Raw genomic sequence first — 19,920 nt, 5'->3', positions numbered from 1 at the left:
CCGGCGCACCCCGGGCGGGTCAGCCCTCGGGGTCCACCGACTCCGGTTCCACGCCGAGCAGGTTGGCGACCTCCTCGACGACCGTCTCGTGGACGAGGAGGGCCATCTCCTCCGGATCCTTCGTCCGGATCTCCACCGGACGCCGGTACACCACGATCCTGGCCCGGCCGGAGGGATCGGTCTCCAGGCGGGAGAAGGGGATCGCCTCGGTCAGGGGGCCGCGGGGCTCCACCGGGGGGACGTCCTCCACGAGGAAGTCGACATTGGCCAGCTCCCGCGCCCACAGGCGTTCGAGGCGTTCGACGGCGTCCAGGACAAGGTCGTCGAAGGCCTGCGCCCGGCTACGGAAAACCGGCAGGTCAGAGGGCACGAGAGGACCGCGGATGCCTCGGCCGCGGCGGTCCCGGCGCCGCACTCGGTCTGGTTGGCCACTGGAAAGGCGCACTCGTCGCACACTTCGAGACTAAGCCATCACGGGCCCCGCGCGTAGTCCCTCCCGAGGCGAAAGCGCTCACGCGCCCGGGGAGCGGGCCGCCGGGCGGCGGCGGGGGACGGTCCGGAGGAGGTGCGCCGACCCCCTGGAGGGCGTCGGAGGGCGGCGCGCGGAGGCCGCCGACGAGCGCGAACGGGCCAGCTCATGGAACGATGCTGGCGTGTCCCTCAGTAAAGGCATACAGTCGAACGCTGTGAGCCCTGTTCGACGCTGCTCCCGTACCGCCTGCAGACAGCCTGCCGTCTTCACGCTCACGTACGTCTACGCGGACTCGACGGCCGTCCTCGGCCCGCTCGCCGCCTACGTGGAACCGCACTGCTACGACCTCTGCGCCGTGCACGCCGACCGGCTGACGGCACCGCGCGGCTGGGAGGTCGTCCGACTCCCGGTCGAGACGTCCGGCGGCGGCCCGGGCAGCGACGACCTGGAGGCCCTCGCCGACGCCGTACGTGAGGCGGCCCGCCCGCCTGCCCGCAAGGACCCCTCCGACGAGATCGGCGAGGGGACCGAGACGCTGCGCCGGGGGCACCTGCGCGTGGTCAGATCCGATCCGGGGCGCGGCGAACAGCAGCCCCCCCGGCACTCCGGCGGGTAGACGGCGCAGCCCCCGCCGCGGCGGGGAGCCGGCCCGGGCCCGAACCGGCGGTGGTGCGGGGGTTCGCGGGGACGCCTTGCTAGTTTTGTACCGCGCGCGGCCCGGCCGCGCGGGACCGAACCCAAGCAGGACCGACCTGGCCGGAGAAGACGTGGCTGACCTCGCAAGCATCTTCAAGGCATACGACGTGCGGGGCGTGATCCCCGACACCTTCGACGCCGACACCGCCCGGGCGATCGGAGCCGCCTTCGCCCGCGTGGTCGGCGGGGAGGCCGTGGTGGTCGCCCACGACATGCGCCCCTCCTCGCCCGAGCTGGCCACCGCCTTCGCCGAGGGCGTCACCGGCCAGGGCCTGGACGTGGTCTTCGCCGGGCTCGGCTCCACCGACCTGCTCTACTACGGTTCGGGCCACCTGGACCTGCCCGGCGCCATGTTCACCGCCAGCCACAACCCCGCCGAGTACAACGGCATCAAGATGTGCCGGGCCGGGGCCGCGCCCATCAGCGGCGAGACCGGCCTGGACGACATCCGCCGCCTGGCCGAGGAGATCCTGGAGGGGGGAGCGCCCGCCCACGACGGCCCCGCGGGGACGGTCACCCACCGCGACCTGCTGGCCGGATACGCGGACTACCTGCGCGAACTGGTCGACCTCTCGGGCATCCGCCCGCTCAGGGTCGCGGTGGACGCGGGCAACGGCATGGGCGGCCACACGGTCCCCGCCGTCCTGGAGGGCCTGCCGCTGGAGGTCGTCCCCCTCTACTTCGAACTGGACGGCACCTTCCCCAACCACCCGGCCAACCCCCTGGACCCCGACAACCTGGTGGACCTCCAGGCCAAGGTCCGCGAGACCGGAGCCGACATCGGCCTGGCCTTCGACGGCGACGCCGACCGCTGCTTCGTCGTGGACGAGAACGGCGACGCCGTCCCGCCCTCGGCCGTCACCGCCCTGGTGGCCGCCCAGGAGCTGGAGCGCGAGCCGGGCGCCACGGTCATCCACAACCTCATCACCTCCCAGGCCGTCCCCGAGATCGTCCGCGAGAACGGCGGCGAGCCCGTCCGCACCCGGGTCGGGCACTCCTTCATCAAGGCCACCATGGCCGAGACGGGCGCGATCTTCGGCGGGGAGCACTCCGCCCACTACTACTTCCGCGACTTCTGGCGCGCCGACACCGGTATGCTCGCCGCGATGCACGTCCTGCGGGTGCTGGGCAACGACGACCGCCCCCTCTCCCGGATCGCCGAGGCCTACTCGCGCTACGCCGGGTCCGGCGAGGTCAACTCCGAGGTCGCCGACGCCCCCGGTCGGATGGCCGCGGTACGCGAGGCCTTCGCCGGGCGGGACGGCGTCACCGTCGACGAACTCGACGGCCTGACCGTCTCCCTCCCCGACGGGTCGTGGTTCAACGTGCGCGCCTCCAACACCGAACCGCTGCTGCGGCTCAACGTCGAGGCCCCCGACGAGGCGTCCATGGCCGGTCTGCGCGACGAGGTCCTGGCCATCGTCCGCGCCTGACCAGGCATCATGGGGGCAGAGGGACACCCCATTGCAGAGGAACGAGGACATGAGCACGAAGATCGACGGCTGGCTGCTGGAGATCCTGGCCTGCCCGCAGAGCCAGGCCCCGCTGCGCCACGACCCCGAGACCGACGAGCTGGTCTGCGACGAGAGCGGCCTGGCCTACCCCATCCGGGACGGCATCCCGGTCCTGCTGGTCGACGAGGCGCGAAAAATCGGGTGAGGCCGGGAACGCCCCGGGCGTTCCAGCAGTCATAACGGTTGCGCCGGGGTAACGGGGCACGACGGGACGCACCACCGCGTTCCCCGCAACCCGTACCCTGGTGCTGCGCGCCCCCTCACCCCTATCTCCCGGAGGACACCGATGCCCGGTCCCGAACCGCTACTGCCGAGCGACCCCTCCTCGTTCGGCGAGTACAGCGTGACAGGGCGGCTGGGCAAGGGCGGCCAGGGAATCGTCTACCTCGCCGAGGACTCCGGCGGCGAGCAGTACGCGGTCAAGGTCCTCAACGACCAGTGGTCGCGCGACAGCGACCTGCGCAGGCGGTTCGAGAAAGAGGTCCGGGCGGCCCAGAAGGTCGCCTCCTTCTGCACCGCCGCGATCATCGAGGCCCGGCTCGACGGCGACCCGCCCTACGTGGTCAGCGAGTTCGTGCCGGGCAAGGACCTCCAGGAGACCATCGCCAAGGGCACCACCCAGAAGGGCTCCACCCTCCAGCGGCTCGCCATCACCACCGCCACCGCCCTGGTCGCCATCCACAAGGCGGGCATCGTCCACCGCGACTTCAAGCCCGGCAACGTGCTGATCGGCCCGGACGGTCCCCGCGTCATCGACTTCGGCATCGCCCGGATCGACGACGGCACCGCCACCATGACCAACTCGATCGTCGGCACGCCCTCCTACATGGCGCCCGAGCAGATCGAGGGCCGCGGCATCACCGACAAGTGCGACATCTTCGCCTGGGGCTGCGTCATCGCCTTCGCCTCCACCGGGCGGGCGCCGTTCGGCTCCGACACCGTCCCGGCGGTCGTCCACCGCGTGGTCAGCGCGCCCCCGGACCTGACCGACATGGACGAGGCCCTGCGCCCCATCGTCGAGTCCTGCCTGGACAAGAACCCGGACAACCGGCCCAACGCCCAGACGCTCCTCATGCGCCTGCTGGGCCACGAGGGCCCCGAGGCCTCCGGCCCCTCCACCGACGACGCCGTCAAGCAGGGCGAGCAGATCGCCCAGACCGGCCTGTTCACCGGCGGCCAGACGCCCTACCGGCCGCACACCGGGCCGCAGCAGCCGCACACGGGCCCCCAGCAGCCGCACAGCGGCCCGCAGGCGGGCGCCGCCGGGTACGCGCAGCCCGGCGCCTCCAACCCCCGTCCGGGCATGCCGGGGCACCCCATGGGCTCCGACCCCCGCCACGGCTTCGCCCACCCCGGCACCTCCAACCCCAGGCCCGGGGTCCCCGGCCACCCGGGCACGTCCAACCCCCGCCCGGGCGCCCCCGCCTACCCGCCCCCGCCGCCCGGAATGCCCCACGGCCCGCACGCGGGCGGCAACCCCATGCTCACGGGCATGAACCCCAACCAGACCTACGCCCGCCCCGGGGCGCAGCAGCCCATGCCGCGCCCCGTCGAGCAGAACTCGGTGCTCCAGCAGAGCTGGGTGATCCCGGCGGTGCTCATCACCATCGTCATCCTGCTGCTGATCCTGCTTCTGCTCGCCATCAGCGGCTGACCGCCCGGCCGCGCCGACGCCGCCGACCGCTCAGACGCGGGTGAGCTCGTTCATGGCCCGGGACACCGCCTCGTCCACGAGGTCGCGCACCTGGGGCCAGCGGTCGTCCACGCAGTCCGTGGGCATCACGATCACACTGTCGGTGCCGGACATGCCCAGCGCGTCGCGCTCCCCCTCCGGGACGGTCAGGCGCGCGTCCGCGGTGACCGCGAGCACCCCCGTCCGGGGGCGGCCCACCTCCTGGACCACCACGAACAGCGACAGGGACGCCCCGCCCACCGTCAGCTCCAGCGCCGTCCACCAGTGCGCGGCCCCCGGCGTGAGCAGGTTGCGCACCACCGCCTCCGAGGCGGTCCCGGGCTCGGAGTCGTCCGAACCGCCCGAGTACACCGACGTGCGCGCCGCGGGGTCCAGCGCCCGCAGGATCATGGCCAGCGAGCTGCGGCGCGAGCGCACGTAGTCCAGGACGCGGCGGCGCGTCACCGCCGCCAGCGGCGACAAGGGGGAGCGGGGTTCGGGGACGTGCTCGGGGGTCCAGCTCAGCTCGTCGAGCAGCGTGCCGGTCACCAGGCGCGCGAAGTGGCGGACCATCCCGGCCAGGCGCTCGTCGGCGTCGTGTCCGCTCCACGGCGGCGCCAGGGGGTCGGGCAGCAGCGGCGGGAAGTCCGCCCGCCGCAGCACCAGGGACGCCAGCAGCCACGGCAGCGCCCACGCGTGCGTGCCCTCGGGGCGCTCGGGGTCCAGCTCGGCCAGCACCGCCACGCCCTCGGCGTAGGTCTGGGCGGCGCGCACCACCGGATGGGCGGGCACCGAGGCGGCCCGCGCCAGCCGCAGCGCCTGCTCGGAGTCCACGGGGCGCCGGGGGGAGCGGGCGGGGCAGTCCTCGGGCAGGTCCCTGGCGCGCTCGGCCAGCTCCAGGACGAACGCGGCGGTGAACTGGCGCCCGGAGGCCCCGTCCGCCGCGGCGGAGACCACCAGCTCCTCCAGGTCGGGCCCGCCGCCCAGCGCCCGCACCCGGCGGCCGGTCAGCTCGCGCCGGGCCGCGTCCCGGGCCCGCCGGGGCTGGCTCTGCCGGTGCTGGGCCCAGATGGCCCGCAGCCGGTCGACGTCCATGAGTTCCTCGCGCACCAGGGCCGGCACCCGGTCCGGGTCCGCACCGCAACGTAGGGTATCCACGTGTCTTCCGTAGCCAGCGGACAGTTGGCCAAAACCTGTCACGGGCACCGACCTGTGGCCGCTACCGGACGCGTCGGAGCGTAAACCGGGGGTGTTCAGGGGCGGCGGCCGTGCAGCAGCCGCATCGCCTTCTGCTTCTCGAAGTCCAGCGCGCGGGCGGGCGCCGCGGCGAGTCTGCCCAGCCGCTCCCCGTGCGAGCGCACCCGCGCCAGCACCTCGGGCTCGGCCAGCACCCGCAGGGCGAAGGCCAGCGCTGCGGGCGGGATGTCGAACTCGCGCTCCAGCTCCAGGCCCACCGCGATCGTGCGCAGGTCCTCCTCCGTGAACCGGCGGTGCCGGTGCCCGCGCCCGGTGGGCTGCTCCTGGGTGCGGGGCAGCAGGCCCAGGCCCTCGCGGTAGCGCAGCATCCGCGCGGTGGTGCCCACGCGCTCGGCGGCCGCGGAGATGGGCACGGGGCCGCGCGGCCGGAGGTCGGCGGGGATCGGGTCGTCGTCGAGGGCGGCCATGCATGCGACCCTAACCGAACCTCCCCACCAAGGAGCGTGAACCTGACGGTGAAATGTCAATTTCGCACGGTAGTCCCGGTCGCGGCCCTAGAATCGAGTGCGCCACGACCATCACGAGTGAGGAACGCATGGCTTTCGACTTCAAGGTCGCCGATCTCTCCCTGGCCGCCTTCGGACGCGACGAGATCCGGCTCGCCGAGCACGAGATGCCCGGCCTCATGGCCACCCGCGCCGAGTACGGGGAGAGCAAGCCCCTCCGCGGCGCGCGCATCATGGGCTCGCTGCACATGACCGTCCAGACCGCGGTCCTCATCGAGACCCTGGTCGCCCTGGGCGCCGAGGTGCGCTGGGTCAGCTGCAACATCTTCTCCACCCAGGACCACGCCGCCGCCGCGGTCGTCGTCGGCCCCGACGGCACCGCCGAGGACCCCAGGGGCGTCCCGGTCTTCGCCTGGAAGGGCGAGACCCTGGAGGAGTACTGGTGGTGCACCGAGCAGGCGCTGACCTGGCCGGGCGCCGAGGGTCCCAACATGATCCTGGACGACGGCGGCGACGCCACCATGCTCGTCCACAAGGGCGCCGAGTACGAGAAGGCGGGCGCGGTCCCCGACCCCGACAGCGCCGACAGCGAGGAGATGGGCGTCGTGCTGCGCCTGCTCAGCGCCAGCCTGGAGCGCGACAACACCAAGTGGACCCAGATCGCCGAGCGGATCCAGGGCGTCACCGAGGAGACCACCACCGGTGTCCTGCGCCTGTACGAGATGCGCCGCGAGGGCACCCTGGCCTTCCCCGCGATCAACGTCAACGACTCGGTCACCAAGAGCAAGTTCGACAACAAGTACGGCATCCGCCACTCGCTGCCGGACGGCATCATGCGCGCCACCGACGTGCTCATCGGCGGCAAGGTCGCCGTGGTGTGCGGTTACGGCGACGTCGGCAAGGGCGCGGCCGAGGCCCTGCGCGGCCAGGGCGCCCGCGTGATCGTCACCGAGATCGACCCCATCAACGCCCTCCAGGCGGCCATGGACGGCTACCAGGTCACGCTCCTGGAGGACGTCCTGGAGACCGGTGACATCTTCATCACCACCACCGGCAACTTCAACGTGATCATGGCAGACCAGATCACCCGCATGAAGCACCAGGCGATCGTCGGCAACGTCGGCCACTTCGACAACGAGATCGACATGGCGGGCCTGGCCAGGGTCCCCGGCGTCGTCAAGAAGGAGATCAAGCCGCAGGTCCACGAGTGGACCTTCCCCGGCGGCAAGTCCGTCCTGGTGCTCTCCGAGGGCCGCCTGCTCAACCTGGGCAACGCCACCGGCCACCCCAGCTTCGTGATGTCCAACAGCTTCACCAACCAGGTCATCGCGCAGATCGAGCTGTTCACCAAGCCCGACGAGTACCCGACCGACGTCTACACGCTGCCCAAGATCCTCGACGAGAAGGTCGCCCGGCTGCACCTGGACGCGCTCGGCGTCAAGCTGACCCAGCTCACCAAGGAGCAGGCCGCCTACATCGGCGTGGACGTCACGGGCCCCTTCAAGCCCGACCACTACCGCTACTAGGCGGCGTTTCCCCGGGGCTCCGCTCCGCTTCGCCCAGTGTTCGGGCGCCTCGAACACGGGAACCTTCGGATTCTCCGGTGTGACGGCTCGTTCCTCGCAGTCCCACCTACGAATCCTCCAGAACCCCGTGGGCGCCCGAACGCAACCCCCAGGGGTCGAGCCGACCAAGAGAGCAGGAGCCGGGCAGCACATGACACTCCCCTCCCACCAGGTGGCGGACCTCGGCCTCTCCGGGGCCGGGGTCCGCCGCGTGGACTGGGCCGAGCGCTCCATGCCGGTGCTGCGCAGCGTGCGCGAGCGCTTCGCCGCCGAACGCCCCCTGGACGGCCTGCGCGTGGCGGCGTGCCTGCACGTGACCGCCGAGACCGCCAACCTGCTGCGGGCCCTGCGCGCGGGCGGCGCGAGCGTGTGGCTGGCGGCGTCCAACCCGCTGTCCACACAGGACGACACCGCCGCCGCCCTGGTCACCGAGTACGGGGTTTCGGTCCACGCCTGGGCCGGAATGGACCCGGCGGCCTATGACCGGAACCTGGTCACGGTCCTGGAGTCGCGGCCGCACCTGCTGCTCGACGACGGGTGCGACCTGGTCAACACGGCCCACCTGGCCCGCCCCGACCTCCTCGACGGCGTGCTGGGCGGCTGCGAGCAGACCACCACCGGCGTGATCCGGCTGCGCCGGATGAGCGCCGAGGGCGAACTGCGGCTGCCCATGGTCGCGGTCAACGACACCGCCACCAAGCGCATGTTCGACAACCGGTACGGCACCGGCCAGTCCACCATCGACGGCATCCTGCGGGCCACCAACGCCCTGCTCGCCGGGCGCACGGTCGTGGTCGCCGGGTTCGGCTACTGCGGGCGCGGCCTGGCCGAGCGCGCCCGCGGCATGGGCGCCCGCGTGGTCGTCACCGAGGTCGACCCGGTCAAGGCCCTGGACGCGGTCATGCAGGGCTACACCGTCACCACCATGGAGGAGGCGGCCCCCGCCGGGGACGTGTTCGTCACCGTCACCGGCAACCGCGACGTGGTCCGCGCCGAGCACCTGGACCTGATGAAGGACGGCGCGATCCTGGCCAACTCCGGCCACTTCGACCTGGAGATCGACCTGAACGCCCTGGAGGGCCGGGCCGTGGAGGTCAACCGGGGCGTGCGCGAGCAGGCCGACGAGTACGTGCTGGCCGACGGGCGCCGCCTGCTCCTGCTGTCGGAGGGGCGCCTGGTCAACCTCGGCGCCGCCGAGGGGCACCCGGCCGCCGTGATGGACCTGTCCTTCGCCGTGCAGGCCCTGACCACCGCCTGGCTGGCCCGCAACGCCTCCGGCCTGGAGCCCGGCGTGGTGGAGGTGCCCGCCGAGACCGACACCGAGGTGGCCCGGCTCGAACTGGCCGCGCTGGGGGTGCGCATCGACGCGCTCACCCCCGGACAGGAGGCCTACCTGCGCTCCTGGCACGCCTGACGGGCGGTCCCGCGCCCGACCGGTCGCCTTGCGCTCAGCGTGGTCGCGGCGACCGTCGCCGGAACGGGAACCGGCTCGCCGCGCTCACGGAATACCTCCAGGTGACCGCGAACAGCCCCATGCATCTCGGCCGAGGCCTCGGCTTCGGTCTGCCCCAGAGCCACGCAACCGGGCAGGTCGGGGGACCAGGCTCCGTACCCACCGTCCTCGGCTCGCTCGATGATGACCGCGAACGTGCTCATCCCTGCCTCCATGTGATGGCCGCCTGCTTCCCTCGGTTCCGATCGGCAAGTCGTTACCGGGCTTACCAGCGATCGTCACCACGCCGGGTTTCCGGTCATGGACGAAGTGGCGGTGACTGCCGCGTGTGCGGTGCAGGTACCAGCCGTCCGCTTCGATCAGTTCGATGGCCTCGCGAACTTCGAGGGGCATGAGCACAACATAAAGTGACCGGATCGGGTCTTTCCGTGCCCAGGTTCACCGGGAGGAGTGCGGCCCGTACCACTGCTGCTGGGGGCCGCCCTGCGGGTGCCCGGGCCGGGCGCGCTGGGCGGCCGCCTCGTGGCGGCGCCGGCGCTCGGCGAGCACCGCGGCCAGGAAGTAGGGCGGTGTGGTCCCCGGCGGCGGGGGCGGACTGATCTGCGCAGCCACCGTGTCGGCCAGCCGGACGCCCATCTCGTGGCGGGTGTGCTCGGCCAGCTCCCCGTACCGGAGCACGTACTGGCGCGCCGCCGCCGCGGTCTCCGGGGACAGCCGCGACAGCTCGGTGCCGGACGCCCAGGCCGCCAGGTGCGGGGGCATCGGGACGACCTCCTCGCGCGGCCTGCCGCCGCGCTCCTCCACCACCATCGTCCCGGCCACGAAGTCGCCCACGCGGCGGCCGTCGCGGTTGATCATGGACGTGATCAGCGCGACCACGCCGCTCGTCAGCCAGATCTCCACGAACGCGGCCAGCGCCCGGCCCAGCGCCTGGCGGAACCGCTCGGGGGAGCCGTCGGTGCCGACCACGCGCAGGCCCAGGGCCATCTTGCCCAGGGAGCGCCCCCGGGAGACGGTCTCGAAGACGGCCGGGTAGCCGACCAGGATCAGGATCACGCTCGACAGCGACACGGCCGCGGTGATCGCGGGGTCCAGGTCCCTGCCGATCCAGGTGACCAGGACGCTCAGCGCGATCAGGGCGATGACCTGGACCAGGGCGTCGATGGCCAGAGCCGCTGCCCTGGTGGCGAAACCGGCCGGACGCAGGTCCAGGACCACGGCGTCACCCGTGACCAGAGGTGTCACGCCGTACACGTCGGCGCGGGCGTCGCCGTTGCCGGGATAGGACACCAGCACTCGCTCCCTCGGGGCTGTCTGAAACCGTCGTCCCGACATTACCCGGCACACGGGACGGCTGTTCGCAGCGGAGTCGGGAGCGCGCACCGGACGGGCGGGTCCGGGAGGCCCGCGAGCCGGTGCCAGAACCGGGCCGCGCGCGGAAGGGATAGGGTTCCTTGCGTGGATATCGACGTGTTCGCCGCGGCGCACGCCCCGGAGTGGGAACGGCTGGACCGACTGGTGCGCGGGCGCCGCTCGCTGGACGGTGAGGAGATCGACGAACTCGTCGAGCTCTACCAGCGGGTGTCCACCCACCTGTCGGTGGTGCGCTCCTCCGGGCAGGACCCGGCGCTGGTGGGCAGGCTGTCCGCGCTGGTGGCCCGGGCCCGCTCCGCGGTGACCGGCGCGCACGCCTCCGCGTGGCGCGACGTCGGCGGGTTCTTCACCCGCGTCTTCCCGGCGGTGCTGTACCGGCTGCGGTGGTGGTGGATCGGCACCAGCGCGGGCATGGTCGCGATCGCGGCGGTCACCGCCCTGTGGATCGTGTCCGAGCCCGACGTGCTGCACGCCCTGGGCACGCCGGACTTCATGGCCCAGTACGTCGACCACGACTTCGCGAACTACTACATGGAGAACCCCCGGGGCTCGTTCGCCGCCCAGGTGTGGACCAACAACGCGTGGGTGTCGGCGCAGGCCATCATCTACGGCGTGGCCCTGGGGCTGCCGACCCTGGCGGTGCTGCTGATGAACGCGGTGAACGTGGGCGTCGCCGCGGGAATCATGCTCGCCCACGGCCAGGGCGACGTGTTCTTCGGTCTGCTGCTGCCGCACGGGCTGCTGGAGCTGACCGCCGTCTTCGTCGCGGGCGGGGTGGGCCTCAAGCTGGGGTGGACGATCATCGCGCCCGGCGACCGCACCCGCATGCGCGCCCTGGGCGAGGAGGGGCGCGCCGCCATCGCGGTGGCCCTGGGGCTGGTGGCGGTGCTGTTCGTCTCCGGGATCATCGAGGGCGTGGTGACCGGCAACGCCGCGGCCGGGGTCATCCCGATCCCGGTGGCGCTGGGCATCGGCGTGCTGGCGGAGGCGCTGTTCCTGGTCTACGTGTTCACGGTGGGGAAGAAGGCCTACCAGGAGGGCGAGACCGGAGACCTGGAGAACGCCCCCGCCGCCGTCCCGGTGGCCTGAGGCCACGGGGACGGTCCGCTGCGCGCGCCGAGCCGTCCGGTCTCTGGCCGCTTGAGGTCACCGGCTGTTCCGGTGGGCGGTGCGGTGCCATCATCCGGGATATGGAGATCGAATCCCCGCGTTGGTTCAAGAGCAGTCACAGCGCTGCTGAGACGTGCTGTTTAGAGGTCACCGTCAGCACCGCCGAAGTTCGAGTTCGTGACTCGCGACGCCCGGAGGGCCTTATCGAGTTCGCGGCGCCGGAATGGATGGCTTTCTTGGTTACGACGACCCGCAGTTGAGAATGCCCGTCACGAGGATGCTTCCCCTCGTTCGATCATTTCCTTGGCCTCTGTGATGCGTTGCTCGATCATGGCCACCTGCGGGTGTTCCTGTCCCAGTTGCATGATCCAGACCCGTAGGACCTCGGTGAATCCTCTGAGAGCTGCGGTGGCGTCACCCTTTTCCTGGGCGGCTCTGGCCACATAGAAAGCGGCGTCAGCCGTCATGTGGTGGTCGGCGCCCAGGACACGTCGCCGTACTGCGTGAACACGCCGGAACCCGACCTCAGCCGTGGCGGGGTCACCCTGGCGCATGGTCGCGTACGCCCTGTTCTGCAAGGCGAGCAGAGCCAGGGGGTCCTCCTCCCCTGCAACGCGTACCCGTGTCTCCCCGACTTCCTCCAAAGTGGCCGCTGCCTCGCTCCAACGCTCCTGCCTGAGTGCGATCAGGCCCAGTTGGTAGAGGGAATCCAGGGTTTCGACGTGCTCGTGTCCCAGAGCCCTGCTCCTGTCCTCGTGCAGAGCGCGGAAAGCTTCGTCCGCCTCCTCCACCCGGCCCTGGTACAGCCGGGACTCGGCGAGGTAGTGCTTGGCCGAGAACACAGCGCGGTCGTACCGGCCGAACTGCTTCTCGGCGAACGCCATCAGGGCGGAGAGGGTTTCTTCGGCCTCCTCAAAGGCACCGAGGCGGAGCAGCGCTCGGGCAGCCGCCACAAGAGAAACGAATGCCTTTCGATGAACGGCTGTTGTGGCCACCGCCAGTTTCCCCACGGTCACCGTGGCCGCGCCCTCGTCGTGGGAGTGCAGACGTTTACGCAGCCGGACGATCTCGTAGAGGACCCTGAGTTCGAACCGGAGGTCCCGGTCGCGGTTCCAGGCCAGCAGCCGCTCCGCCTCGTCCACCAGCCCCAGGTCCGCCTCTGTGAACCCCGCGCGCACGGTCTCCGACACCAGCGGGTGCAGCCGCAGCGCGGCCTCCCCCCGCGGTGAGACGACCGAGACCAGCCCGTGCACCACCAGCGCGTTGACCGCCCTGGCCAGGTCCGCGTCGGTCGGGGAGCCCAGCACACCGCTGTCCAGCTCCGACAGCGGCAGCCTGCGCAGCGGGATCTCACCGGCATCAGGACCCAGCACCGCCAACAGCTTCAACAGCGGCACCGCCCTGGGCTCGCGCTCCTCCACCAGTCGCAGGGACAGCTCCCACACCCCCGACAGCAGCCCGCGCTCGACGTCGCCACCGGTGACGAAGGGCGCCGCCAGCTCGTCCAGGGCCCCGACGCCCTCGTCGATCCGCATCAGCAGCGCGTGCGCGTCCGGGAACAGCACCCGGTGCGTGGCCAGGATCCGCCCGGCCAGCGACAGCGCCAGCGGCACCCCGCCCAACCTCCGGGCCAGCTCCTCCGCGCCCGCGAGCCCGGCCGCACTGCCCGCCCCCGCGTGGTCGGCCAGCGCCTCGGACGCCGCCGACCCCTCCAGCTCCCCGATCCGGTGCACCCGCGCGGGCGCCCACTGCGCGGGGTCGTCCACCCGGCTGGTCACCAGCACGAACCCGCCCGGACTCGCCCGCATCCACCCCAGCTGGTCACCGGGTCTGTTCTCCGGGTCCAGCTCCTCGGGCCGGTCGGCGTTGTCGATCACCAGCAGCCACGGCCGCGCCGCCGCGTCCAGGTGCCGCCACACCCACCGGGCCGCCTGGCGCCGAACCCCTTTCACCCGCTCGGCCTCCTGCCGGGAGCCGCCCACCTCCACGGCGGCCTCGACCATGCTCGACGCCACGCTCCCGGGCCGGACCCAGAACACCGTCCACCCGTCGCGCCGCGCCCGCTCGGCCAGCGCCGCCGCCACCGTGGTCTTGCCGAACCCGCCCGGCCCGGTCAGCACGTGCGGGACCGGCGCACCGGCCTCCACCGCCCCGCCGAGGGCCTCCAGGAGCTCCTCGCGCCCCCGTACGGCCGTCGCCGGGCGCGGCGGGTCCAGGGACACGTCGGCGAGCGGCGGCGGCGCGGGAGCGGGCGCGTGGAGGGTCACGCCGCCGTGGATGTCGCGCACCTGGAGCAGTTGGCCGTGGACGGCGCCGGTGGAGGCGTTGTCATGGCCGTCGGGGGGAGGAACCATGTCCTCCATACTGCACGTCCGGGTGCCGCCCCGACGGGGCGGCACCCGGATGGTGAGGGCGGGAGGCCCGGGCCTACAGCCTGCCCTGCGCCTTGAGGTTGATGTAGGCGTCCGCCAACGCGGGCGCGATGTGCTCGGGGTCGGCGTCGACCACCTCCACGCCCATCCGGCGAAGCTCGGCGGTCACCCGCCGCCGCTCGCCCAGCGTCCGCTCCGCGGCGGCCGCCCGGTACAGCGCGTCCGCGCTGCCCCGCTCGGCGGCCATCAGCTCCACCGCCGGATCGTTGACCGCGGCGACCAGCAGCAGGTGCCGGGAGGTGAGCACGGGCAGCCTCGGCAGCAGCCCCTCCTCCAGCGACGCCGCGTTCAGGTCGGTCAGCAGCACCACCAGCCGCCGGGCCCGCCCCTGCGTGCCCAGGACGGTCCCCACCAGGCCCGCAGGGTCGGACTCCACCAGCTCCGCCTCCAGCGGCGCCATGGCCTCCACGATCCGGCCCACCTGCTGGCCGCCCTTGCCCGACGAACGCACCTGCGCGCGCGTGCGCCGGTCGTAGGCGAGGAAGTCCACCCGGTCGCCCGCCCTGCCCGCCAGCGCGGCCAGCAGCAGCGCGGCGTCCATGGCGTGGTCCAGGCGCGGGGTGTCGCCCACCCGACCGGCCGACGTGCGCCCGGTGTCCAGCACGATGAGGATGCGCCGGTCCCTCTCGGGCCGCCACGTGCGCACCACCACCCCGTCACCGCGGGCCGTGGCCCGCCAGTCGATCGAGCGCACGTCGTCGCCGGGCACGTAGTCGCGCAGGGAGTCGAACTCGCTGCCCTGCCCGCGCACCATCGCCGTGTGCTGCCCCTCCAGTTCGCGCAGCCGGGACAGCTTGCCCGGCAGGTGGCGCCTGCTGTGGAAGGGCGGCAGCGTGCGCACGGTCCACGGCGCGGGCAGCGTCCGCTGCCTGCCCGCCAGCCCCAGCGGCCCCAGACTGCGCACGGTCACGCCCGCGGCCCGGGCGTCGCCGCGCCGCGTCGGGGTCAGGACGGTCCTCACCCGGCGCCGCTCCCCGGCCGGTACCCGCAGCGGCTGACTGCGCGGCGCGGCGTGCGAGCTCGGCGGCCAGGCGTCGCGCACCGACCCCCGCAGTCCCCGCCGCGTGGGGTTGGCGACGGTCACGTACACCGTCGCCGAGTCGCCCAGGCGCAGCGACGTGTCGCCCTCACGGGACAACAGCACCGCCTTGGGGCTCGCCGCCAGCACGAAGTCCAGGGCGAGCAGCGCCGCCAGCACGCCCAGGGCCACGGCCGCGGCCCCGGCGCCGATCAGACCGGACAGCGCCACCGCGACCGTGGCCGCCAGCGCCAGCAGCACCGCCCGGCCGGTGACCACCATCAGCGCGGCACCGGGACGGATGCGAGCACACCGTCCAGGATTCCGTCGGTGGTCGCCCCCTCCAGCTCGGCCTCGGGGCGCAGCGAGATCCGGTGCCGCAGCGTGCCCTTGGCCAGCGCCTTCACGTCGTCGGGGGTGACGTAGTCGCGGCCCGACAGCCACGACCACGCCCGGCTGGTGCGCAGCAGCGCGGTGGCGCCGCGCGGGGACGCGCCCAGCTGGAGGGACGGCGACTGCCTGGTCGCCCGGCACAGGTCCACGATGTAGCCCAGGACCTCGGGCGCCACCCGCACGCGCTCCACGGCCAGCCGGGCCGCGCGCAGCTCCGCCGCGCCCGCCACCGCGGTGACCCCGGCCGCGGCCAGGTCGCCCGGGTCGAAACCGGCCGCGTGGCGGCCCAGCATCTCCACCTCGGCCGCCCGCTCGGGCAGCGGGACGGTCACCTTGAGCAGGAACCGGTCCAGCTGGGCCTCGGGCAGCGGGTAGGTGCCCTCGTACTCCACCGGGTTCTGGGTGGCGGCCACCATGAACGGGTCGGGCAGCGCGGACGGCCTGCCCTCCACGGTCACCTGGCGCTCCTCCATCGCCTCCAGCAGCGAAGCCTGGGTCTTGGGCGGGGTCCGGTTGATCTCGTCCGCGAGCAGCAGGTTGGTGAAGACCGGCCCCTCCATGAACTCGAACTTCGCGGTGTGCTGGTCGTAGACCAGCGAGCCCGTCACGTCGCCCGGCATCAGGTCCGGGGTGAACTGCACCCGCTTGTGGTCCAGGGACAGCGCCGCCGCGAGGGTGCGCACCAGCAGCGTCTTGGCGACGCCGGGCACGCCCTCCATCAGCACGTGGCCGCGGCACAGCAGCGCCACGACCATCGCGGTCACCGTCTCGTCCTGGCCCACGACCGCCTTGGCCACCTCGCGGCGCAGGGCGACCAGGGCCGCGCGCGCCTCGTCGGCTGATGGCAGTGCCTCGGGTGTGAAGGCGCTCACGTGCCGTCTACCTCTCTCGATACCTCAGTGGTCGGTCGCTGGTCCCCTCGGCTCAGGGTCACCGGAGCCTCCGGGCGCGCTCGTCGAGTTCGTCGGCGAGCCTGACCAGCATGTCGTCGTCGCCCGCGTACGGGTCGGGGTGCCCGGGGTGGAGCAGGGCCCGCAGGTGGGCGGGGTCGTCACCGGTCCGAGAGGCGACCGCCGCCACGACCGCGTCGGGCGCGGCGTCCGCGCCCAGCCCGAGCTTGGGCGCGACCCGGTCCAGGAACCCCGACCGCAGCGCAGCCGCGGCCCGGTCCCGGGCCCTGCGCGACCGGTACAGCCCCGCACGCCCCTCGGTGGTCTCCGAGGCGCGCACCACCACGGGCAGCGACTCGGACACCAGGGCGCCCATCCGGCGGCCCCGCCACAGGGCGAGCAGCGCCAGCGCGGCCACCAGCGGCGCCAGCGACCAGCGCAGACCCAGCGGCAGCAGCTGCCACAGCCCGGAGCCGCCCTCCTGCTGGGGCGGGTCGGGGCGCAGCCACACCACGTCCTCGGCGGCCAGGAGGTTCATCGCCAGCGCGGCGTTGCCCCCGGCGGAGAGCGCGGTGTTGGTCAGCGGCCTGCCGGTGCCCAGCACGGTCGTGGCGGAGCCGTCCCGCTCCACCCGGACCAGGGCGTCGCCGCTGCCGCCGGGGTAGCAGCCGACGGCCCGGACCCCGGATCCGGCCGTGTACAGCTCACCGGCGACGTAGGCCTCACCCGCGGCCTCGGCGGCCGACAGCCCGCACTCGGGGGCGTAGGGGGTCTCCGGGTTCGGGAACCCCTCCGGTTCCTCCCGGCCGGTCATCGTCACCCCGGGGGCGAACGCCTCCAGGGACTGCGTGGACGGCTGCACCAGTACGGTGTCCACGTCGAGCGCGGCCAGGGACCCAAGCTCCTCGGGGAGCAGGCGGTGGTCCAGGAAGACGGCGAGCACGGCGTCGTCCCCGGCGTCGGCCACGGCCTCCTCGGCGGCGGCGGAGGAGCGCACCACGTGCACGTCGCGGTCCTGCTCCAGCACGTTCACCAGCGCCCGGGTGCCGTCCGGGTCGATGGAACCGGGCTCCAGGTGGCCGGTGGGGAACTGCTCGCCGCCCAGCGACAGCAGCACCGAGACCGTGACGAGCGCGGCCACCACGGCTGCCGGAACCCGGACCGAGCGCCACACCCGCAGGACGCGCGAGTCCTCCCGGGCCGGAGCGCGGCCGGGGGAGCGCGGGGGCGCGGCCGGGGGAGCGGTGGCCGTCATCGGCCCACCTCCCCGGCGGGCCGGGCGGCCCTGAGCCGCGTGTCCAGCTCGCGCAGGAGGCGCGCGGAGTCGGCGGTGGCCGGACGGTCGCCGTAGGCCACGTCGTTGAAGATCCGCGCGCCCTCGCCCAGCCCCTCGGCCTCGGCGGTCAGCACGGCGGAGGCCTCTGCGGCCAGCTCGGTCGCGGTGCGCCCCGCGCGCGGTGTGATGATCGCCCGCTCCTCCAGGTCCACGCTGATGGCCCTCAGCCTCTCCGTGACGGCGGCGGCGAACTCACCGGCGCTCTCGTGCCGGTCGGCGGCGGCCCGGTGGTCGGCCGCGTCCAGCGGCGCGCCCTCGTGCACGGGCGCGCCCGCGCGACGGCCGCGGGTCGGGCGCAGCCAGAACACCAGCCAGACCAGCAGGACCGCGACGACCACCAGCAGCGGCCCGAGGACCGTCCAGCCGCCGAGGGCGTCCGGCGCCCGGGAGACCAGGTCCGCAAGGAGCTCGTCGAGCCAGGAGAGGAAGCGGTCCCACAGCGAGGGCTCCTGTTCCCCGTACAGGGGGTCGCTCAGCTCCTCGACGGCACGCCGCTGCCCCTCCTCGCGGGTCACCTCCCCGACGGCGGGCGCACTCACGTCCGCGGCTCCGGCAGGTAGATCTCCGGGCCCGCCTCGTAGCCCGCCTGGGCCACCTGGTGCAGCTTCAGGTCCAGGCCCTCGCTGCGCATCCGGGCGTCCACGTAGAGCAGGGTGGTCACGCCCACGGTGAAGGGAGTGGTGAGCGCGTACACCACGACGTTGCCCACGTAGACGACGGCGCCCGCCACGACCGCGGCCCAGGTCTCACCGGGCCCCACGAAGGCGGGGATCACCGACACGATGCTGAAGGGCATGCTCAGCAGGCTGCTCACCAAGCCCATGAGGACCATGGCCAGAAGTGCGATGCCGAAGGTCCGCCACCATCTGCCCTGCGTCAGGCGCCAGGAGCGGGCGAGGGCGGCGCCCGCGCTGAGGCGTTCGAGCACCACGACCGGCATGGCGAAGTAGATGCGGATGTAGATCCAGGCCGCCAGCGCGATGCCGCCGCCGAACCCCAGCACCAGCGACACGACGATGATGGTGACGCCGACGCCCTGACTGCCCGAGACGGCCAGGAAGATGCCCAGGAACAGCCCGAGGAGCCCCACGGTGATGACGACCATGGAGAGGCCGAAGAAGATCAGCAGCTGCAGCAGGGCCAGGCCCACGACGGACCAGATCCGGTCGCGCACGGCGGCCCAGGCCTGCGCCGGGCTGAGCTTGCGGCCGAGGACCGCCATGCCGACCACGGCGGTGAGCAGGCCGGTGACCAGGATGATCCCGGCCTGGGTCAGCAGGCCGCCGCCGTACAGGGCCACGAGGGACCAGCCGCTGAACGGGAACGGGGCGTTGGGGTCGAGCGACGCGGGGTCGGCCATCATCTGGTCCATGAAGGCCCCGTAGTCGGACATGTATCCGCTGAAGCCGACCGAGCTGATGATGCTCGCGACCGCCATGACGATCAGCGCGAGTCCGACGGTGGTCTTGGGGTTGTTGCGGATGAGGCTGAACGCGCCGTTGAGGATGTCCCCCAGCGTCATCGGCCTGAGCGCGACCACGCCCGGCTTGAGCGCTCGCGGCTGCCCGTACGGGGGCTGTTGGCCGTATCCGGCCGGTGCTCCGTATCCGGGCTGTCCGTAACCGGGGTGCTGCCCGTACTGTCCGTAGCCCGGCTGCTGACCGTATCCGGACTGCTGCCACTGCGCCTGCTGGCCGTGGCCGTACTGGCCGTGACCCGGAGGCTGCCCGTACGCGGGCTGCTGTCCGTAACCGCCGCCCTGGGACGGCTGCTGGCCGGAGGCGTGCTGCCCGTACTGTCCGTATCCGGGCTGCTGTCCGGAGGGCGCCTGCCCGTAGTGCTGTTGGCCGTACCCGGGAGCCTGCCCGTACCCGGGAGCCTGTTCGGGAGGGGCGAAGCCCGGCTGCCCCTGGGGCGCCTGACCGGCGGACGCGGGGTCCGGCCGCCCACCGGAGGGAGCGGAGGAGGCGGAGGACGGGCCCTCCCGGCCGGGGGCGGCCCATCCGCCGGACGCGGGCGGGGGAGCGGCCTCGGGGGCCCCGCCGCCGTCCGGTCCGTCCGGGGGGTTCCCCGACGTGTCCCGGTGGTCGTCCTCCTGGGTCATCTGCCCCGCCCTCCATGGGGTTCGGTTACGCTGCGCGAGCGCGCTTCCGCGGTTTTCGGCCTCTGGTCAACCAACCTACCCGCCGGTTCCACCGGTGCCCGCGATGTTCGGGCGTATGCAGGTGCAACCGACCCACTTCATTCCTTTTGTATGCTTTCTGTTACCAACCGGCCGAGTCGCGAAGGTTC

Annotated in this window: 19 protein-coding genes and 1 pseudogene; 8 read left to right on the top strand and 12 right to left on the bottom strand. The window is 73.1% G+C overall.

The window, feature by feature from the left end; all coding sequences use genetic code 11:
- Positions 1 to 19: 19 nt before the first annotated feature.
- Positions 20 to 415 (bottom strand): metallopeptidase family protein, encoded by a 396-nt coding sequence (locus PV789_RS23480; protein WP_013154767.1) that lies wholly within the window; start codon positions 413 to 415, stop codon positions 20 to 22.
- 271 nt (positions 416 to 686) lie between these two features.
- On the opposite strand from PV789_RS23480, the gene PV789_RS23475 reads away from it, so the two are divergent.
- From PV789_RS23475 to PV789_RS23460, 4 genes are all read left to right on the top strand, one after another.
- Positions 687 to 1,088, top strand: coding sequence for a DUF3499 domain-containing protein (locus PV789_RS23475; RefSeq protein ID WP_150252010.1), 402 nt, complete (start codon positions 687 to 689; stop codon positions 1,086 to 1,088).
- Positions 1,089 to 1,239: 151 nt separating this feature from the next.
- Positions 1,240 to 2,601, top strand: a complete 1,362-nt coding sequence (locus tag PV789_RS23470; RefSeq protein ID WP_274974584.1) for a phosphomannomutase/phosphoglucomutase — start codon at positions 1,240 to 1,242, stop codon at positions 2,599 to 2,601.
- A 49-nt stretch (positions 2,602 to 2,650) separates the two neighbouring features.
- Positions 2,651 to 2,827: a Trm112 family protein gene (locus PV789_RS23465; RefSeq protein WP_013154764.1), complete on the top strand. Its 177-nt coding sequence runs from the start codon at positions 2,651 to 2,653 to the stop codon at positions 2,825 to 2,827.
- A gap of 141 nt (positions 2,828 to 2,968) precedes the next feature.
- Positions 2,969 to 4,336 (top strand): serine/threonine-protein kinase, encoded by a 1,368-nt coding sequence (locus PV789_RS23460; RefSeq protein WP_274974583.1) that lies wholly within the window; start codon positions 2,969 to 2,971, stop codon positions 4,334 to 4,336.
- Between the two features lie 30 nt (positions 4,337 to 4,366).
- On the opposite strand, the gene PV789_RS23455 is transcribed toward PV789_RS23460, so the two are convergent.
- Both PV789_RS23455 and PV789_RS23450 read right to left on the bottom strand, forming a co-directional pair.
- Positions 4,367 to 5,512: a hypothetical protein gene (locus tag PV789_RS23455; protein WP_274974582.1), complete on the bottom strand. Its 1,146-nt coding sequence runs from the start codon at positions 5,510 to 5,512 to the stop codon at positions 4,367 to 4,369.
- Positions 5,513 to 5,607: 95 nt separating this feature from the next.
- Positions 5,608 to 6,018 carry a MerR family transcriptional regulator gene (locus PV789_RS23450; RefSeq protein WP_248771882.1) on the bottom strand — a complete coding sequence of 137 codons (411 nt, stop codon included), beginning with the start codon at positions 6,016 to 6,018 and terminating at the stop codon, positions 5,608 to 5,610.
- A 128-nt stretch (positions 6,019 to 6,146) separates the two neighbouring features.
- Here PV789_RS23450 and ahcY (PV789_RS23445) point away from each other — a divergent pair, with 128 nt between their 5' ends.
- Both ahcY (PV789_RS23445) and ahcY (PV789_RS23440) read left to right on the top strand, forming a co-directional pair.
- A complete protein-coding gene (gene ahcY / locus PV789_RS23445; protein ID WP_274974581.1) occupies positions 6,147 to 7,583 on the top strand; it encodes an adenosylhomocysteinase in 1,437 nt (478 codons plus the stop codon).
- 190 nt (positions 7,584 to 7,773) lie between these two features.
- The gene (gene ahcY / locus PV789_RS23440) at positions 7,774 to 9,036 is read left to right on the top strand and encodes an adenosylhomocysteinase (protein WP_248771880.1); all 1,263 of its coding nucleotides are present in this window, start codon (positions 7,774 to 7,776) and stop codon (positions 9,034 to 9,036) included.
- Here ahcY (PV789_RS23440) and PV789_RS23435 read toward each other — a convergent pair.
- From PV789_RS23435 to PV789_RS23430, 3 genes and pseudogenes are all read right to left on the bottom strand, one after another.
- Positions 9,012 to 9,278, bottom strand: a complete 267-nt coding sequence (locus tag PV789_RS23435) for a type II toxin-antitoxin system HicB family antitoxin (protein ID WP_274974580.1) — start codon at positions 9,276 to 9,278, stop codon at positions 9,012 to 9,014. The two genes, ahcY (PV789_RS23440) and PV789_RS23435, sit on opposite strands and share 25 nt — an antisense overlap.
- 94 nt (positions 9,279 to 9,372) lie before the next feature.
- Positions 9,373 to 9,468 (bottom strand): annotated as a pseudogene (locus PV789_RS29835) (type II toxin-antitoxin system HicA family toxin); the annotation flags it as partial.
- 45 nt (positions 9,469 to 9,513) lie between these two features.
- The gene (locus PV789_RS23430; protein ID WP_274974579.1) at positions 9,514 to 10,371 is read right to left on the bottom strand and encodes an RDD family protein; all 858 of its coding nucleotides are present in this window, start codon (positions 10,369 to 10,371) and stop codon (positions 9,514 to 9,516) included.
- 162 nt (positions 10,372 to 10,533) lie between these two features.
- Here PV789_RS23430 and PV789_RS23425 point away from each other — a divergent pair, with 162 nt between their 5' ends.
- Positions 10,534 to 11,538, top strand: coding sequence for a stage II sporulation protein M (locus PV789_RS23425; RefSeq protein WP_212642972.1), 1,005 nt, complete (start codon positions 10,534 to 10,536; stop codon positions 11,536 to 11,538).
- Between the two features lie 101 nt (positions 11,539 to 11,639).
- Positions 11,640 to 11,819 (top strand): DUF397 domain-containing protein, encoded by a 180-nt coding sequence (locus PV789_RS23420; RefSeq protein WP_274974578.1) that lies wholly within the window; start codon positions 11,640 to 11,642, stop codon positions 11,817 to 11,819.
- A gap of 9 nt (positions 11,820 to 11,828) precedes the next feature.
- Here the strand turns inward: PV789_RS23420 and PV789_RS23415 are convergent, their stop codons facing one another.
- The 6 genes from PV789_RS23415 to PV789_RS23390 all read right to left on the bottom strand — a co-directional run bounded on the left by PV789_RS23415 (position 11,829) and on the right by PV789_RS23390 (position 19,732).
- Entirely contained in the window at positions 11,829 to 13,922 is a 2,094-nt protein-coding gene (locus tag PV789_RS23415) for a tetratricopeptide repeat protein (protein ID WP_274974577.1), read from the bottom strand.
- Positions 13,923 to 13,986: 64 nt separating this feature from the next.
- Positions 13,987 to 15,291 (bottom strand): DUF58 domain-containing protein, encoded by a 1,305-nt coding sequence (locus PV789_RS23410; RefSeq protein ID WP_274974576.1) that lies wholly within the window; start codon positions 15,289 to 15,291, stop codon positions 13,987 to 13,989.
- Positions 15,291 to 16,274, bottom strand: a complete 984-nt coding sequence (locus PV789_RS23405; protein ID WP_013154754.1) for an AAA family ATPase — start codon at positions 16,272 to 16,274, stop codon at positions 15,291 to 15,293. The genes PV789_RS23410 and PV789_RS23405 overlap by 1 nt, the downstream gene beginning before the upstream one ends.
- Positions 16,275 to 16,332: 58 nt before the next feature.
- Positions 16,333 to 17,547 (bottom strand): DUF4350 domain-containing protein, encoded by a 1,215-nt coding sequence (locus tag PV789_RS23400; RefSeq protein WP_274974575.1) that lies wholly within the window; start codon positions 17,545 to 17,547, stop codon positions 16,333 to 16,335.
- A complete protein-coding gene (locus PV789_RS23395) occupies positions 17,544 to 18,167 on the bottom strand; it encodes a DUF4129 domain-containing protein (protein ID WP_274974574.1) in 624 nt (207 codons plus the stop codon). The genes PV789_RS23400 and PV789_RS23395 overlap by 4 nt, the downstream gene beginning before the upstream one ends.
- Complete coding sequence (locus tag PV789_RS23390) at positions 18,164 to 19,732, bottom strand: glycerophosphoryl diester phosphodiesterase membrane domain-containing protein (RefSeq protein WP_274974573.1); 1,569 nt, start codon at positions 19,730 to 19,732, stop codon at positions 18,164 to 18,166. The genes PV789_RS23395 and PV789_RS23390 overlap by 4 nt, the downstream gene beginning before the upstream one ends.
- Positions 19,733 to 19,920 lie beyond the last annotated feature (188 nt).

Source organism: Nocardiopsis camelliae (assembly GCF_028993595.1).
Taxonomy (GTDB): Bacteria; Actinomycetota; Actinomycetes; order Streptosporangiales; family Streptosporangiaceae; genus Nocardiopsis; species Nocardiopsis dassonvillei.
This window is presented reverse-complemented; position numbering and strand designations above follow the sequence as displayed.